General features: G+C 38.0%; 12 protein-coding genes and 1 riboswitch. Of the genes, 3 read left to right on the forward strand and 9 right to left on the reverse strand.

All coding sequences use genetic code 11. The features are described 5' to 3' along the window. Positions 1 to 113: 113 nt before the first annotated feature. Complete coding sequence (locus tag AC1FXZ_RS16255; protein ID WP_480055541.1) at positions 114 to 1,496, reverse strand: YjiH family protein; 1,383 nt, start codon at positions 1,494 to 1,496, stop codon at positions 114 to 116. 345 nt (positions 1,497 to 1,841) lie between these two features. Between AC1FXZ_RS16255 and AC1FXZ_RS16260 the strand changes: the two genes are divergently transcribed. The 3 genes from AC1FXZ_RS16260 to lpdD all read left to right on the forward strand — a co-directional run bounded on the left by AC1FXZ_RS16260 (position 1,842) and on the right by lpdD (position 6,010). Then, a complete protein-coding gene (locus AC1FXZ_RS16260; protein ID WP_480055543.1) occupies positions 1,842 to 3,398 on the forward strand; it encodes a glycine betaine uptake BCCT transporter in 1,557 nt (518 codons plus the stop codon). Positions 3,399 to 3,702: 304 nt separating this feature from the next. After that, complete coding sequence (locus AC1FXZ_RS16265; protein ID WP_480055545.1) at positions 3,703 to 5,127, forward strand: NAD(P)-binding domain-containing protein; 1,425 nt, start codon at positions 3,703 to 3,705, stop codon at positions 5,125 to 5,127. Between the two features lie 493 nt (positions 5,128 to 5,620). Further along, on the forward strand, positions 5,621 to 6,010 hold the full coding sequence (lpdD, locus tag AC1FXZ_RS16270; RefSeq protein ID WP_480055546.1) for a prenylated flavin chaperone LpdD: 390 nt from the start codon (positions 5,621 to 5,623) through the stop codon (positions 6,008 to 6,010). Between the two features lie 190 nt (positions 6,011 to 6,200). Here lpdD and AC1FXZ_RS16275 read toward each other — a convergent pair whose 3' ends face one another. The 8 genes from AC1FXZ_RS16275 to AC1FXZ_RS16310 all read right to left on the reverse strand — a co-directional run bounded on the left by AC1FXZ_RS16275 (position 6,201) and on the right by AC1FXZ_RS16310 (position 16,797). Beyond that, the gene (locus AC1FXZ_RS16275) at positions 6,201 to 7,310 is read right to left on the reverse strand and encodes a Gfo/Idh/MocA family protein (RefSeq protein ID WP_480055548.1); all 1,110 of its coding nucleotides are present in this window, start codon (positions 7,308 to 7,310) and stop codon (positions 6,201 to 6,203) included. An 81-nt stretch (positions 7,311 to 7,391) separates the two neighbouring features. Then, entirely contained in the window at positions 7,392 to 8,696 is a 1,305-nt protein-coding gene (locus AC1FXZ_RS16280) for a TRAP transporter large permease (protein ID WP_480055550.1), read from the reverse strand. Beyond that, positions 8,696 to 9,244 (reverse strand): TRAP transporter small permease, encoded by a 549-nt coding sequence (locus AC1FXZ_RS16285; protein ID WP_480055552.1) that lies wholly within the window; start codon positions 9,242 to 9,244, stop codon positions 8,696 to 8,698. The genes AC1FXZ_RS16280 and AC1FXZ_RS16285 overlap by 1 nt, the downstream gene beginning before the upstream one ends. Before the next feature lie 155 nt (positions 9,245 to 9,399). Next, positions 9,400 to 10,428, reverse strand: coding sequence for a TRAP transporter substrate-binding protein (locus AC1FXZ_RS16290; RefSeq protein WP_480055554.1), 1,029 nt, complete (start codon positions 10,426 to 10,428; stop codon positions 9,400 to 9,402). 349 nt (positions 10,429 to 10,777) lie between these two features. Further along, positions 10,778 to 11,974, reverse strand: coding sequence for a phosphoglycerate dehydrogenase (locus AC1FXZ_RS16295; RefSeq protein ID WP_480055556.1), 1,197 nt, complete (start codon positions 11,972 to 11,974; stop codon positions 10,778 to 10,780). A gap of 172 nt (positions 11,975 to 12,146) precedes the next feature. After that, positions 12,147 to 12,224: riboswitch (ZMP/ZTP riboswitch) on the reverse strand. 137 nt (positions 12,225 to 12,361) lie between these two features. Next, entirely contained in the window at positions 12,362 to 12,667 is a 306-nt protein-coding gene (locus AC1FXZ_RS16300) for an Hpt domain-containing protein (protein WP_480055558.1), read from the reverse strand. A 24-nt stretch (positions 12,668 to 12,691) separates the two neighbouring features. Continuing rightward, complete coding sequence (locus AC1FXZ_RS16305) at positions 12,692 to 15,766, reverse strand: response regulator (protein ID WP_480055560.1); 3,075 nt, start codon at positions 15,764 to 15,766, stop codon at positions 12,692 to 12,694. Between the two features lie 20 nt (positions 15,767 to 15,786). Then, positions 15,787 to 16,797, reverse strand: coding sequence for a diguanylate cyclase domain-containing protein (locus tag AC1FXZ_RS16310; protein WP_480055562.1), 1,011 nt, complete (start codon positions 16,795 to 16,797; stop codon positions 15,787 to 15,789). Positions 16,798 to 17,062 lie beyond the last annotated feature (265 nt).

Below are 17,062 nucleotides of genomic sequence, written 5' to 3' on the forward strand. Positions count from 1 at the left end.
CGCCGTGCGCCTTTTGGGAAGTTCGTCCAAAAGGCTTAAAAGATTACGGCGGTTTCGCTCATTGCTTCGAGTTAAAAAGGAAAAGGTGAAGTTCGACCTTTTCCTTTTTAACTCTATAGTAGTAGGTGTGCGATTCCGGCTGCTACTGGGAGGGTGATGATTGTTCTTTGTAGGAAGATGATGAATAGTTGGAAGAATGAAATTGGAATTTTTGATTTTAGTAATAGGATCCCGATTTCAGACATGTAAATGAGCTGCGTTAATGACATAACTCCAATGACGAAGCGAGTTAGCTCAGATTCAATTCCACTTCCGATAACTGCTGGTAAGAACATATCTGCAAATCCGACGATCATCGCTGGAGCAGCTGCTTCTGCTTCAGGAATTTGCAGGAGATTTAAAATAGGAACAAATGGATACGATAGATAGTTGAAAATTGGCGTAAATTCAGCAATGACAAGGGCGATTGTTCCTAATGCCATGACAAGTGGAATTAATGCAAACCAAATATCAAGTACATTGTAGATCCCTTTTTTCACAATTGGACCGGCACTCTTGACTTGTCCTGCTTTTTCAACAGCCTTTTCAACACCCCAACGAAATCCAGAAACACCGTCTGGTACTACTTCGTTAATTTGTTTTCCGACAGGCTCGTGATACTCATCCTTCTTCCGTGAAAGAGGAGGAATTCTCGGACAAATAATCGCTGCAACAATTCCCGTTACAATAACGGTAAAGTAAAATTGAACAAACATATGATCAATATTTAAGAAACTAGCAATTACTAAACTGAATGCGATCGAAGCAATTGAGAAGTTTGTTGCGACAACAGCTGCTTCACGCTTTGAGTAATAACCAGATTCATATTGTTGTGCCGTTAACATAACCCCTACCGTCCCGCTTCCCATCCATGATGCCATCGCATCAATCGAAGAACGTCCAGGCAGTTTAAATAAAGGATACATAATCTTACGTACAATTGTACCTATGAAATCCATTAATCCGAATTCAAGCAATAATGGCATGAATAAGCTCGCAAATAAAAACCAAACCATTAATACCGGAATCAAATCATAAAGGACAACTCCTCCAGTGAATGCCGACCAAATAAACTCAGGGCCGATTTCTGCTATCGTCATCACAGCAAATACTGCGCCAAGCACTCGTAACGCTAACCAAAAGGGGGTTACATCAAAAACGCTTGATAAAAATAAACTCCTCTTTACAAATTCCGGCTTCAAAAAAGTTACGAGTAAACTACCTACTGCAGATACACATAAGACGAGAGTCATAAAGAGTGGTATATAATCAGCAATGGCTCCTTGCAGTAAATCTGCTAGAACACCTAAGCCAATTGTCACTTTTCCGTCGACAGAGATCGGAACTAGGAAAAGCAATACCCCCAATAATGATGGAAGCCAAAACTTCATATATTGCTTTGCTGTAAACTTCTTTACTTGTTCATTTTCGATTTGTTTTACTTTTTGAACTCCCATAATAACCTCTCCACTTACCAAATTCTGTATAATATATGCGTAATTTTTAATTTAATCTTCGCAATACTGGCGCAACCTCCGTTGCATAATTAATAATATAACATCCTTATGTATAAATATTCAACGACTTTTTTAAGGTTTCTTACAAAAATAAAAGACCAACACTCTCCAGCTTATACCAACTGTATAAATATGGTTAATTATTCCAGGATAGTATATTACAATTCTTTATGATCCACGCCATCTACAGTAAAACAAACATTAAAAGCACTGATTCCACAACAGATCAGCAGTACATAAAAAAACAATTTAGTCAAAGACTACTCAAAAAAGGAGGCTTTAGGCATGAACAAAGTTACTACCGTATTTTGGATTTCAATTGCCATGGCTCTTTTCTTTGTTCTTTGGGGTGTGTTTTTCCCTGAACAACTTGGAGCCGTCATGGATGTTACGCTAGGATTCGTCCTCCAAAATTTTGGATGGTTTTATCAAATCGCAGCTACTTTTTTCCTTGTCTTTGCTCTTTACCTAATTTTCAGTAAACATGGAAAAATCAAGCTCGGAAAAGATGAGGACAAACCAGAATTCAGTCGCCCAACTTGGTTTGCAATGTTATTTAGTGCCGGGATGGGGATCGGTTTGTTATTCTTTGGTGTGTCAGAGCCAATCTCACACTATGCCAACCCTCCTTTTATCGAAGGAAATACAGGTGAAGCAGCCATTATGAGTTTGCGTTACACCTACCTACACTGGGGATTTCATGCTTGGGCGATCTACGCGACAATTGCATTAGGACTTGCCTATTTTAAATTTAGAAAAGGCTATCCAGGGTTAATGAGTGCTACCCTTAGACCTATACTCGGCGATCGCGTCAAAGGCAAAACAGGCGTCATCATTGATATCGTCGCAGTGTTTGCAACATTGTTTGGAGTGTGTGCCTCTCTCGGGCTTGGTGCTGCCCAAATTAATGGAGGGTTAAACTATTTAACGGGGATTCCGAACAACTTCACTGTTCAGTTAATTATCATTTCGGTTGTCACAGTCCTATTTCTAATTAGCGCCGGAACGGGAATTAAAAAAGGAATTAAATATTTAAGTAACACGAATCTGGTTTTAGCTGTTATCCTGTTCTTTGCCGTTTTAATTCTTGGCCCCACTATCTTTTTATTAGATTTGTTTACAACTACTTTAGGAAGCTACATTCAAAACCTACCAGCTATGGGCTTACGCTTATCGCCCTTTGACACTGGTAATGCTGCTTGGCTTCAAGGCTGGACGATCTTTTACTGGGCTTGGTGGATTGCATGGGCACCATTTGTCGGTACATTTATCGCTCGAGTATCGAAAGGGAGAACGATTCGTGAATTTGTTATAGCTGTTTTGGTAGCCCCTACACTTGTTTGTACACTATGGTTTTGTGTATTTGGGGGAACAGGAATATTTTTCGAGCACAATCTTGGACTCAACGTGTCTGGACAAACGCTTGAAACAGCCCTTTTCTTTGTCTTCCAACAGCTTCCACTTAGTGGCGTTCTATCTGTCGTTACGATCTTTTTGATTACGATCTTCTTTATCACATCTGCTGATTCTGCAACCTTTGTCCTTGGAATGCAAACAACAAATGGCAGCACAGAACCTCCAAATATTGTTAAATATAGTTGGGGAATTATTTTAGCCGCATCTGCTGTAGTATTAATGGCTTCCGGAGGGCTAGAAGCATTGCAAACAGCGATTATTGTTAGTGCGTTTCCACTTACATTTGTACTTTTCTTAATGTGTTTCTCTATGTTAAAAGCATTTAGAAGTGAAACGAAACCGGAACCAAATCTTGGTATGGAACGTGGAAAAGGACGAGCTAGAGACAAAGTAAGTAAGTCTGATGAACAGCCTAATCCAACATAAGCAAAAAAACAAAACCTGTAAGATAATCTAACATCGTTTTGTGATAAATTAAAAAATAAAGAGAAAGCCTTAGGAGAGCGTTCTTCATGAACGCTCTCCTTTTCTATTTGCATTTTATCGATCTTATAACGAGATACAACTAGTTATAATAAACAGTCAATAATAGTCATTTTAGTTAAAGTGACTATGCAATAAAATTAGCAAAACTGATAACATAATCGCATACTACACGCTTGTTTCTCCATTTATTTCTAACATAAGTTTAAATAACGCTTTCTATAAATCAATGGAAGGAATGAGAACTATGAGCTTAGAAGCATTAAATAAACGAGTAAAAACGGATCTTGCTTATCTTGATTTTGGAGCTCCAGACTGGCTACGTCCTCTCTCCCATCCAGAAGGGCATGTATACGATGTTGTTATCGTTGGAGGTGGACAAAGTGGTTTAGCTGCAGCGTTTGGTCTGTTACGGGAGAGAATCTCAAACATCCTCGTCATCGACGAAAATAAAGAAGGCTTAGAAGGTCCATGGGATACGTATGCACGGATGGTTACATTGCGTACACCTAAAACCTTAACGTCTGTCGATCTAGGTATTCCATCTCTTACGTTTCGTTCATGGTGGGAAGCACAACATGGGGCAGAAAGCTGGGAGGAGATCGCCAAAATCCCTAAAGGTGATTGGATGAACTATCTACGTTGGTATCGAAAGGTTCTCAATTTGCCAATTATAAATGAAGTAACACTCAATTTAATCGAATCTGAAGAAGGTATTCATCGCCTCCATATTGAAGGGCCAGGCGCGCCGTCAGATACAATACTTACACGCAAAGTCATTTTAGCAACAGGTATCCAAGGTGGTGGTAAGTGGTATATACCTTCCTTCATTACAGAAAATGTCCCTCATCGCCTTTATGCCCATACGTCTGAGACAATTAATTTTGAGGCTCTTAAGGGGAAAAAAGTTGCCATTTTAGGTGGAGGGGCTTCTGCCTTTGACAACGCCAACTTTGCCCTTTCAGAAGGTGTCAGCGAAGCACATATTTTTATCCGGCGCAATGAGATGCCACGCATCAACCCAATTCGACAAATGGAAAGTTCCGGGTTAATTGAACGGTTTCACGCCCTATCTGATGATGATAAATATGCAGCAATCTCGCACTTCTTTAAACACAACCAACCACCAACTAATGATACATTCCAACGCGCTACATCTTGGCCTGGATTTTATTTACATTTAGGCTCACCATGGCTAGATGTCAAGCCTGCCGGTGATGGCGCTGTTATCACTACACCTAAAGGAACATTTACATTTGACTTCTTACTAATTAGTACCGGACTTCTAACAGATCCTGCTTTACGCCCGGAATTACGTCTCGTCGAACCCCATATTGCACGCTGGGGTGACCTTTATAATATCCCAAAAGAAATGGCAAATCCAATGCTAGATGCACATCCATATTTAACGCCTGGGTTTGGGTTAAAAAGCAGAAATGAATCTGGTGAAAGAAAGCTACATGGCCTTTTCACTTTTAACTATTCTGCTCTAATTAGTTGTGGTATTACAGCCTCAGCACTCTCTGGAATGCGCTTTGGAATTGCAAGGCTTGTATCTGAAGTGGCCGACCAATTATTTCTCGATGACCGTGAAGAGATATTAAAACGTTTCTTTGAGTACGATGAAGCTGAGTTTATCGGTGAGTGGGATGGCATGAAGGTGAACTCGTAAACTATCGATAAGAATAGTAACGAGCTTCTCAAAAAGGGATTGAACCCTTTTTGGGTCCTCTGTTCTTTGATGATTCCCTCTATCTCTCTATTCTCCTAATTCAGGGGTTCAGTCCTTCTCTCTGAGCCCCTCAACTTCTCACTTCTCCTGTTTCAGGGGTTCAGTCCTTCTCTCTGACTCCCTCAACTTCTCGTTTCTCCTGTTTCAGGGGTTCAGTCCTTCTCTCTGACTCCCTCAACTCCTCGTTTCTCCTGTTTCAGGGCTTCAGTCCTTCTCTCTGACTCCCTCAACTTCTCGTTTCTCCTGTTTCAGGGGTTCAGTCCTTCTCTCTGACTCCCTCAACTCCTCGTTTCTCTTGTTTCAGGGGTTCAGTCTTCCTCTCTGACTCCCTCTACCACTCAAAATTTATTCGACATTGTTTAATCTCAACGCAAATGTTATACCATAAGTTTATATAGCTAAACATATTTTACATAGTCAGGTGTTGAACGAAATGAAAATCATTACAGAACATATTGGTTCGGGCAAATATATCCTTGAAGGTACTGCTGTATTTTGTGGAAATGATATAAATGTAACAATTGGAGGTGGCGACCGTTACCATATTGGTGCTGTTAGCGTCGCTGTCCCTAGAAAAGAAGTGAAAAATGGTAAAAAACGTAGTGCCACTGCTAGTCTAATCTGTGTCCAGGGGCATAAAGAAGATGAGTTTGCTCAATTTGCTTCAAAGTCTTTGGCGACAGCACTTGACTGCGTCGTTACTGTTAGTGTTGGTGTGCACATTGATCACGCTACTACAGAGGAAATTGATATTCTCGATAACCACTTCAAACAATTAGTAGAAAAGCTAGAGAAACTCTTGGCTGAAGATCATAGAAATTAGACATTTTGAGTTTGACCGTACATTTTATAACCATTACTAATAAACGGGGTTACCCCTTCAATTTACCAACTCCATCCTTACACCTTACATTTATCTCCATATAAAAAATACTCTGGGCTTAATCTATTCCCCAGAGTATTTTTTCTCTATTTAATAAAGTCACCCTTTTTTAACAGATTCTTTAAATTCACTATGTTGACGAATTTATTTTCTCTTGTAATTTCTCCAAATAAAAATCAGCATTAATAGGCAAAGTAACAGTTTGGTTTAGCCAGGATGATAAGTAAATGGCATTGGCCAATTCTACAACCTTACTTCCTTCCTCACCAGGAGCAAGTAACGGCTCATTTTTCAAAACGGCATTAATCCAGTTTTGAATAATGCCTTTATGGCCACTTATTTCACCTTTTACAGGAATATCAATTTTCCAGCATTCTGGTTCCCCGAAGCTGCCTTTATAGGACACATTAAATTCTCTTTCTGATTGTGTTAAACGGAAAAAAGTTAGTGTATTATTTTCAACTACTAATTTCCCCCGATCACCAACGATTTCATACCGATTTGTTCCAGGCGCTTCACCTGTTGTTGTAATAAAAACACCCGTAGCACCATTTTCATATTCAATATATGCTGTAACATCATCTTCAACTTCAATATCGTGGTATTTTCCATTATGACAGAAAGCATGCACACGTTTTGGAATCAAACCTGTTGTCCATTGCCATAGATCTAATTGGTGAGGGGCTTGATTTAATAATACACCACCACCTTCACCTTTCCATGTTGCTCTCCATTTACTCGAATCGTAATAACCTTGTGGGCGATACCAATCTGTAATAATCCAATTCGTCCGTTTAATTTCACCTAGTTCTCCTGATTGAATGAGCTGACGTACTTTTTGATACAGTGGGTTTGTACGTTGGTTATACATCATGGAAAATACTTTCCCACTTGAAATAGCTACCTCATTCATTTCCATAACATTTTTGCTATAGACACCAGCTGGTTTTTCAAGGAGAACATGCATGCCTTTCGCAAATGCTTTTATTGCTAATTGTGGGTGACTGTAATGAGGGGTTGCAATAATAATCGCTTCGATATCCGATTTATTGAAAAAGGCATCTTCATCTTGATAACATTGCACGCTACTTTTGATATTATCTTTCACCCAATTAATTTGCCTTTCCCGACCACAAACTGCCGTTAACCTAGCTCCCTTAATTAGTCCTTGCTCCAACAGTAGTGCATACTCTTTACCCATATTTCCTATCCCAATCACACCAACTCTAACCATACACACCATCCCTCTCCTCATTCATTACAGTTATATAAAACAAAAAGATCTAACCCCAACGAGTTAGATCTTTTATCACAAATAGTATTACATCAGCCCAAGCAGTTGAGGAACGATTAAGCTGATTCCTGGGATAAATACAATTAATAGTAACGAGATTATTAAGGCAACGAAGAATTTAAGCAAAGGCCTAATAACATCTTCAATTGGAACCCCTGCGACACTACATCCAACAAATAAACAACTTCCAACCGGTGGAGTCATAACCCCAATAGAAAGATTAAATACAAGGATGATCCCAAAATGAACTGGGTCAATTCCTAATTGAGTTACAACAGGAAGGAAAATTGGTGTGAAGATCAATACAGCTGGTGCAATATCCATAAACGTACCTATAACTAATAAAATCAACATAATCATAAGTAAGATGATAATTTTATTATCAGAAACAGCAAGTAGTGTATTACTGATTGCTGAAGGGATCTGTGTAACACTCATTGCCCAAGACATAATAGAAGAAGCTCCTACAAGAAACAACACGATACCTGTCATGATCGTTGTATCCTTTAAGATCTTAGGAATATCCTTCAAGCTAATAGAGCGATAAATCATTGAAAGTACTAAGGAGTACACAACGGCAATCGCTGCACCTTCTGTTGCAGTAAATATTCCTCCTACAATACCTCCAATTACAACAACAATCAATAATAAACTTGGAAGCGCATCCCAGATTACTTTCATTGCTTGTTTAAAAGTCGGTTTCTCTTGAACTGTATAGTTCTCTTTCTTCGCAATAAAATAGGCAACTGTCATAACAGCCAATCCCATTAAAATACCTGGTAAATAACCAGCCATAAATAGTGCCGTGATGGAAGTTCCGCCACTTACCATTGAATAAAGGATAATAACGCCACTCGGTGGAATAAGAAGTCCTGCCGGAGAAGAAGCAATATTTACCGCTGCAGAGAATGCTTTGTTATACCCTTCTTTTGCTTGTAGAGGGGACATAACCGATCCAATTGCTGCAGTAGAAGCTACTGCTGATCCGGAAATTGCACCAAAAAGCATGTTCCCGACAACATTTGTATGAGCAAGTGAACCAGGAAGTCTTCCTGCCATCAGCTTGGCTAAGTTAACAAGCCTTAGTGCAATTCCTCCGTTGTTCATAATACTCCCTGCTAGAATGAAGAAAATAACAGCTAACAACACAAATGTATTAATCCCTGCGACCATTCGTTGAGCAGCCGTAAACATGATTATATCCATAGGCAAAGCAAGAATAACTGTCGCAAGTGAAGCAATCCCAATACTAATTGAGATTGGAACTCCAATTAGCAGGAAAAAGAAAAATGTACCAAAAAGCAAAAATGTTGCTTGCATAGCGAGATCCATTAGTTGTCCCCTCCTTTCTTTCCATCCCCTACTTCAACAGAAGCAGTCGATGCTTCCTCTACAGGGGGATTCCCTTCAAACTTTCTATCTAAAATATTTAAAACTTGGTAAATAACCATTACAACACCCGATATTGGTAAGATACTGTAAATGTACCCCATCGGAATTCGCAATATAGGAGATAATTGACCCATAGTATTCATCGAGATGGCATAACCACCTCTTACTAAAACTGCAGCAACAAATAAAATAACTATAATATCAATAGCCAATTGAAGAGAACGGTTTGCTTTCCCTTTTGTTTTATCCTTTAAGAAAGTTATAGCTAAATGCCGTTGCAAACCAAATACATATGCTGCTCCGAGGAACGAAATCCAGATTAGTAAAAACCGCAATAACTCTTCTGTGAAAAGAGCTGGCGCGCCTAATACATATCTACTTACAACTTGCCATACAGCGCCTAATACGATAACAATTATGAAGAGTGAGGTTACCGACAGTATCGTATAGTCTAATATAGACCGTATTTTCTTTAACGTTTTCATCATTTCTATTCCACCCCCACTGCTTTTTAGCGAGTTTTTTGTCTTTGCTTCAAAAACAGATGTAGACATGATGTTGACTTATCATACAACGATCATGTCCACACTATTTATAAATTGCTCATTTTAGCCAAAACTTTTTCATTTGAAACCTATATTTTTTACTTTAATTCCTCAATTGCTTTAAATAAGTCAGCAGTGTCTTCATTTTCACGCATTTTCTCGTGGATTGGCTCTACTGCATCGATGAACGGTTGTTTTTCTGGGTAATGGAATTCTACTCCCATTGCTTCTTCAGCTGTGTCAATAGCTTCTTGTGTTTCTGCCATTTGTGCTTCAATTTGATACTCTGTTGCTTCTTTCCCTGCTTCTCTAAGAGCTTCTTGTAATTCTGGTGTTAAACCGTTCCAAACATTTGCACTAATAACAACGAAATCAGGAAGAATCGAATGCTCATTAAATGAGTAATGCTTAGCAACTTCACCGTGGTTTCCTGTTGTTAAAATGGAAGGTACACTTTCTGCTCCATCAACAACTCCTTGTTGAAGGCCTGTGAAAATCTCTCCAAAAGGTAGTGGCGTAGGTGCTCCACCAAATAACGTAATCATTTGGTTTTGTAATGGATTGTCTTGAACGCGAATCTTTAACCCATTTAAATCACTAGGCTCTAAAATAGGATCATCTACTGTGTAAAGGCTTCTCGCACCTGCATAGAAGTAAGTGAGTCCAACATATCCATCCTCTTCTGTTCCCATATAAAGGTCTGAAATTACATCATCGGAATTCATTGCTCTAAAGAAATGGTCATCGTCTTCAAATAAGTATGGTGCATTAAATACTTCAAACTGAGGTGTGAAATTAGCTAGGGCTGACGCACCGATACGTGTCATTTCAATCCCTCCAGCTTGAAGCTGTTCCATTACCTCTCTGTCCGTTCCTAAAATAGCATTTGGATAAATTTCAATGTTAATTGCGCCATCCGTTTTTTCATTTACAAGTCTTGCGAATTCCACTGCACCTGCATGCATCGCATAGTCTTCGCCTAAGTTATGCGCAAGTCTCCAGTTGTATTCTGCTGCTGCTTCGGCGCCAGTATCATTTGGTTGATCTGTGTCTGTATCAGCACCTCCACCACATGCAGCTAAAAACATCATTGACCCAAGTATTGCTCCAATAAGTGACTTTTTCATTGATTTACTCCCCTTTTTCTATTTTTATAACTGTAATCCCTTTCATGGAAAGGAAAACAATATCATTACTAGTACGTTTTCCTCAGCGAGTTATTTTATACTTCTAATGAAACGTTTTCACAAACTCGCTTATCACCTTCTAGGTATACTTGTATACTAGCATCCCAGTTAAGGGTTTTCAATAGTTTTTTTCAATTTCATATTTTGTTCAAAGTATTGTATTTAATAGGGGGTAATGTATATATTTGTAAAGGTTTCTTTATCGTATTTATGCCTTCTCATTTCATAAAAAAAAGACTATTGAAAAAGGTTTCTTTCACCTTCTTCAATAGCCTAAAAAATAATTCTATTAAATAATACGAGTTGTAACGATTCCCTCGATTTTGTTAATTTTCTCTTCTATACCAGGAATCACTTCGCCATTTACTTGATCTTCAATATCAATCATTGTGTATGCGTAATCGCCACGACTTCTGTTCACCATATCAGCAATGTTCAAGTTATAATCTGATACAGCAGATGTGATTTGTCCAACCATGTTCGGAACGTTTTTATGGAATGCTGCCACACGGCGCTTCCCTGTATATGGAAGTGAAGCATTTGGGAAGTTCACTGAGTTTTTAATATTTCCAGTTTCCAAAAACTCTTTCACTTGGCGAGCTGCCATAATCGCGCAGTTTTCCTCAGATTCTTTTGTAGACGCACCAAGGTGAGGAATCGGCACAGCATTTTTCATCTTTAAGATGCTTTCGTTCGGGAAATCTGTAATATACTTGCCCACTTGTCCACTTTCAAGAGCAGCAGCCATATCTTCTTCATTTACAAGACCATCACGTGAGAAGTTTAAGATATGAACGCCTTCCTTCATGATGTTAAACGTCTCTTTGTTAAACATTCCTTTCGTATCATCTGTTAATGGTACGTGGACAGTAATGTAATCAGAGTTAGCAAATACTTCTTCAATTGACATCGCACGCTGTACATTACGAGATAAATTCCAAGCAGTATTAACAGAGATGAATGGATCAAAGCCGATAACATCCATATCTAAATCAAGTGCATCATTTGCTACAAGCGCTCCGATTGCACCTAAGCCGATAACACCTAATGTTTTTCCTTTAATTTCTTTTCCGACAAATTGCTTTTTACCTGCTTCTACAAGCTTAGGAACTTGATCTCCTTCGCCTTCTAGTGTTTTTGTCCACGCAATACCAGCGAACAGGTTACGAGATGATGCCATTAATGACGTTAATACTAACTCTTTTACAGCATTTGCATTCGCACCAGGAGTGTTAAAAACAACGATTCCTTCTTCTGTGCATTTATCAACTGGAATGTTATTAACACCTGCTCCTGCTCTAGCAATTGCTTTTAACTGTTTATCAAATTCTAATGAATGCATGTTAAAGCTACGAACAATAATAGCATCAGGACTTTGGCTGTCATTATCAATTGTATAATTATCGTTGAATACTTTTAGTCCTCTTTCTGAAATATTGTTTAATGTTTTAATTGTTTTCACTTTATCTAATGTTATAGTGCTCATATTGTTTCTCTCCTCTTTCTAATTATGATTGTATAAAACCTTAAATCAATTATAACTAATTTTAACAAAACAACTTCCAACAGTTACATTTACGAAAGTCTAGAGTACAATTTATGATATTTTGTTAAGCTATCCCCCCAAATATGCAGAAAGAGGCAAGGGACCTTTCCCTTACCTCTGCCCAGGCGAACGGCTACGACACTATATGCTCCCTCGTGGTTATCCACGTTCGCCAGTTACATATAGCCTTTTTTAATTATTTTTATAATAGCAAATCTTTCATCAATCTTCAACCACTAACATGTGTCTTTTTTTTGATTATTCGATTTTTATTCTATATTCAAATATCCTTTATAAAAGTGATTATTATAGCGATACACCTTTAGATCATTCATAAGTTATCTCAACATGATCAATGTAATACGCTAATTCATAAATTAATCTCTTAATTTCAATAGTATGCTTCTCTTTAGCTGCATTTTCAAGTCCTTTTCCAATGATTGAAATGTATTGAAACCCGTATCCAGCACCAAAACCCTTCATGCTATGGCCTGTTACACGCACAAATTCGAAGTCTTTATTTTCAAGAGCATCTCGTAATTTTTTTACTTCAACTTTCCGATTTTCCATAAAGCCTGGAATTAACTCTTTTACATCTACATCGACTGTCGCCTTTAAATAGTGCTCAATCATGTTAATCCCCTCTTATACCTTTTTTTAACCTATATATTTCTTGATTTCTCCTAGTAGCATCGCTTTTTTTATCGGCTTTGTTAAATGGGCATTACAACCAGCATCAAAACTTTTTTGTTTATCTTCCTTTAGTGCATGAGCCGTTAATGCTATGATCGGTGTTTCTTTTCTTTCTTCTGTCCGTTCAATTTCTCTTATTTCCCTAGTTGCCTCATAACCATCCTTAATAGGCATTTGAATATCCATTATAATTAAGTCGTATTCATTTTCTTTATACTTATCTATCGCTTCTTGTCCATTCTCAGCCATATCAAGTGTGATGTTAGAGTTTTTTAAGTACGCAGCGATAAGCTTTCTATTATCAATTGAGTCCTCAACGAGAAGTAGCTTGCCTGAGAGTACAGGAAGGTTTGATTCTTCCTTTTCTATTACTTGTACTTCCTTACTGCTATTTGCTTGTGCACTGCTAATTGCCCTGTAAAGTTCTTTTTTACTAATCGGTTTACGTAAATAAGAGTTAATATTAAGCTGTTTTACCTTTTCAAGATCGCCATAGCTATTATCTGATGTTAGCATTAAAACAAGTGTGTCAGGATAAACACTTTTTATTTTCTCTACAAGCTCAAAACCATCCATTCCAGGCATACGGCAATCAACAATCACAAGAGCAAATGGTGATCCTTTTTGGTTTCTTTCCTTTATTAATGTAAGAGCTGTCCTACCGTCTTCAGCTTCAACAATGTCATTTGTAACCTCCTTTAACATCTCTTTTACAATAAAACGATTTGTTTCAATATCATCCACAACCAAAATAGTTTTATTGTAGAAGTCGGTTAGTTTTTGACTTTTTTCCACCTTACAGTTAGAGCTTACCAATAATGGAATCGTAAATGTGAAAGTACTTCCTTTCCCAAGCTCACTCGCAACAGTGATTGTACCACCCATTTTCTCGACTAACAGTTTGGCAATCGTTAATCCTAAGCCTGTTCCCCCTTGTTTTCTAGTCATGGAAGAATCAACTTGTGTAAATCTTTCAAAAATCATTTCAACTTGATCATTTGTAATTCCTTCACCTGTATCCGTTACAGAAACTTCAAGGATAAAACCTTCATTACTTGTATACTCACAAGTTACCTTAACTAGTATTTCTCCTTTATCGGTGAATTTCACAGCATTGCTCACTAAGTTGGACAAAACTTGCGTAATTCTATCCGGGTCTCCTTTTATGCATTCAGGAATGCTGTCCTCAACATGAACCATTAATTCTAACCCTTTGTTGTGAGCCCTATTAGCAAAAATATAAACTCCATTTTCAATTACTTCTTTTAGAGTGAAATCCGACTCCGCAATCTCGATATGACCTGCCTCAACTTTAGATAGATCAAGAATATCGTTGATAATACGCAGTAATTTTTCACTTGATGACTGAAATATTGATATGAACTCTTTTTGCTCTTTCGTTAAGTTCGTTTCTGACAATAGTTCAGCCATACCGATAATTGCATTCATTGGTGTGCGAATCTCGTGACTCATCACAGCTAGAAATTCCGATTTTGCAATAGAAGCAGCCAACGCTTGGTCACGTAGTTCAACAAGTTGTTGTTCATACTGTTTCTGATTTGTATAATCAAGCGCAATGCCTAATGTACCAATTGAATTCTCATTATTGTCAATCAAGTTCGTCACCGTTAATTTGACAGGAAAACAGCTACCATCCTTTCGAATATAGGTCCAATCTTGATTTTGTAAGTCTGGGTGATTAGATACATTGATGAAATACTCAAAGGTACTTGCAACTTCTTTATTTAATTGAGTCGTTAATTGTTCTGCTCTACTGTTGATCTCTTGGAAATCATGAAAAATGAGAGGGCTTTCTTTTCCGACAACCTCATCTGCCGTAAAGCCTAAATAACGTTCACACGCTTTATTAAAAGAATTAATGATACCCTGCTCATCTGTAGTAATAATCATTGAGTCGGCACTATCAAAAATCGATTGTTGCAATAACGTAAGCTCTTGAAGTTCTTTTGTTCTTAGCTTTACGAGCTTTTCTGCTTGCTTCCTTTCTCTAGCAAGTGAAATGAGTACAATGGTTGTAAACAACGTAATCAAAAATCCGGATAGCAAGATGACAGATGGAACAACGTCTCCAATTCCACTTGCAAAACCATCACCAGTATCAAACGCCATTGTCCATGTGTTTCCTAATATATTGATTTCAGTAAATGCTAGATTCTCAGAATCTTCCCCATCCATTAAAACATTTTTAAATAGCAACTTACTTTGTGCCTCTTCTTGAGACCAAACTTCTAATTCACTTATGGATGCGTCATAAATCCAATAATTAATATCCTTTAAGATTGTATTCAGGCTCGTTGCTTTAATCATTTCTTCTACATAAAAGGCTGCAATTACTGAACCGCGCCATCCCTGACGTCTTTCTTCCACTGTCTCAGTGCTCTTGTTCAAATCATAAACTGGAGCATAAATAATAAAACCAGGCTCTTCTGTTCCTTTGTCTGTTATTAATGTAATCTTATTTGTCACCGTAATTTCTCCAAGATCGCGTCCTATTAGCATTGCTGCTCTTCGGGTAGGATCTGTTAGATGGTTATACCCAACTCCTGGTACTTGGAATTGTTCCGGCTTCACAAAAACATTTACAGTAAAGTCACCTGTTTCATCCTCAGGCCAAATCTGAAAATCGCCCACTTCAGATTCAACGGCTTCCTGCACAAATTGAAGGTTCGTTTCTTGAAAATAATTAGCAAACGCCGTAACATGAAGGCCCGGATATTTTTCGAGCAATTTGCTATTGTCGACAAACCGGCTCCACATTTCATAGTCTACATATTCATTGCTCATAAAGAGACTTTGTTGCGCTCGGATTGTTTCTTCAAAAATTGACATTTGATGGTAAAGTTGTTCTGTTGCTTCATTTACTTTTTCATTGAATTGGGCTTCTTTTTCCTTTTTTACAAGCGCATCATAATGGTTCCACAATATTAATGTTGCCGTTAACAGCATCGTGACAACTAAAAGCAAAGAAAATGGGCGACCAAGGAACTCAACTACTTTCTTAAAATGAGGTGTTTCCATACCTGTAGCCCCTTTCCAAATCAATCGCCTTGCTCAATCATAGTCGCTCTCACCTGATTTCGACCATTATTTTTCGCTTCATATAATTGCTTATCTGCTAAGTCAATCAGCTCTTCAAGCGTACAGCTATTTGTCTTAGGGTAAACAGTAGCTGCACCAACACTAATCGTTAATACATTCTTTACTGGAGAGGAGATATGTGGGATTTGTGCCTTTTCTATATTTTCCCTTGCCCTCTCTGCTATTAATTTTGCTCCTTCAAAGTGAGTTTCAGGAAGAATAATCGCAAATTCTTCCCCTCCATAGCGAGCTACTAAATCAGTTATACGCATCACCGACTTAGATAAAATCGATGCTACCTTTTTTAAACATTCATCCCCTTGTAAATGGCCGTACGTATCGTTATATGCTTTAAATTTATCAATATCTAGCATGATCACCGATAACGGCGTTCCACTGCGAGTCGAACGGTCCCACTCTGCTTTGACGCCTTCGTCAAAACAACGCCGGTTTGCAATCTCTGTCAACCCATCAAGCGTCGATAGCATTTTTAACTGAAGATTGGCTAATTTCAATTCCTCCGTTACGTTCAGAAGTTCGATTTCTCGTTCTTTTCTTTTATCCATTTCATTTTTCAGTCTTAACGCTGCATAAATTCTAGCATTCAATTCAAGCGTATCGTATGGCTTTGTAACAAAGTCCGTTGCTCCGGCTAAAAAGGCTTTTTCAAGGACTTCAGTTTCTTTAAGGGCTGTTACAATGATAATTGGGATGTCCTTTAACTCTTCTTCCCCCTTAATAATTGAACAAGCTTCAATTCCATCTCGACCAGGCATGACAATATCTAGTAATAGTAAGTCAATAGAACTTTTTCCATTTTCATCGATTGATTTCTCTAATGTTTCTAGTGCCTCATCTGTGGATTGAGCCAATAGAAGGTTATCAAAACCACTTTTTGTGAGTCGGTTCTGCAGCAACAATAAACTATCCAATGAATCATCTACTAATAAAATGGTTTCCGTCTTTCGCATAGGCCCCACCTCCCTACTATATATCCACGAATGGATCTATCTACCTATTTCTATAGTATCATATACACTTCGCACCAAGGCAGAAAGTAAGGGTAATTACGTAAATGTACACAAAATATGTAAGAGAAACTAATTTTTCATTGTTGTATTAGAGATACTAATCATATGATTATAGGGGTGTTTTATGGAGAGGGTATAAAATGGTCGAAATTTGAATAACCATACAACATTTAAGGAACTTTATATTTAATAAATACTAGTACAT

This window comes from Halalkalibacter sp. HAAS-P014, from assembly GCF_056619965.1.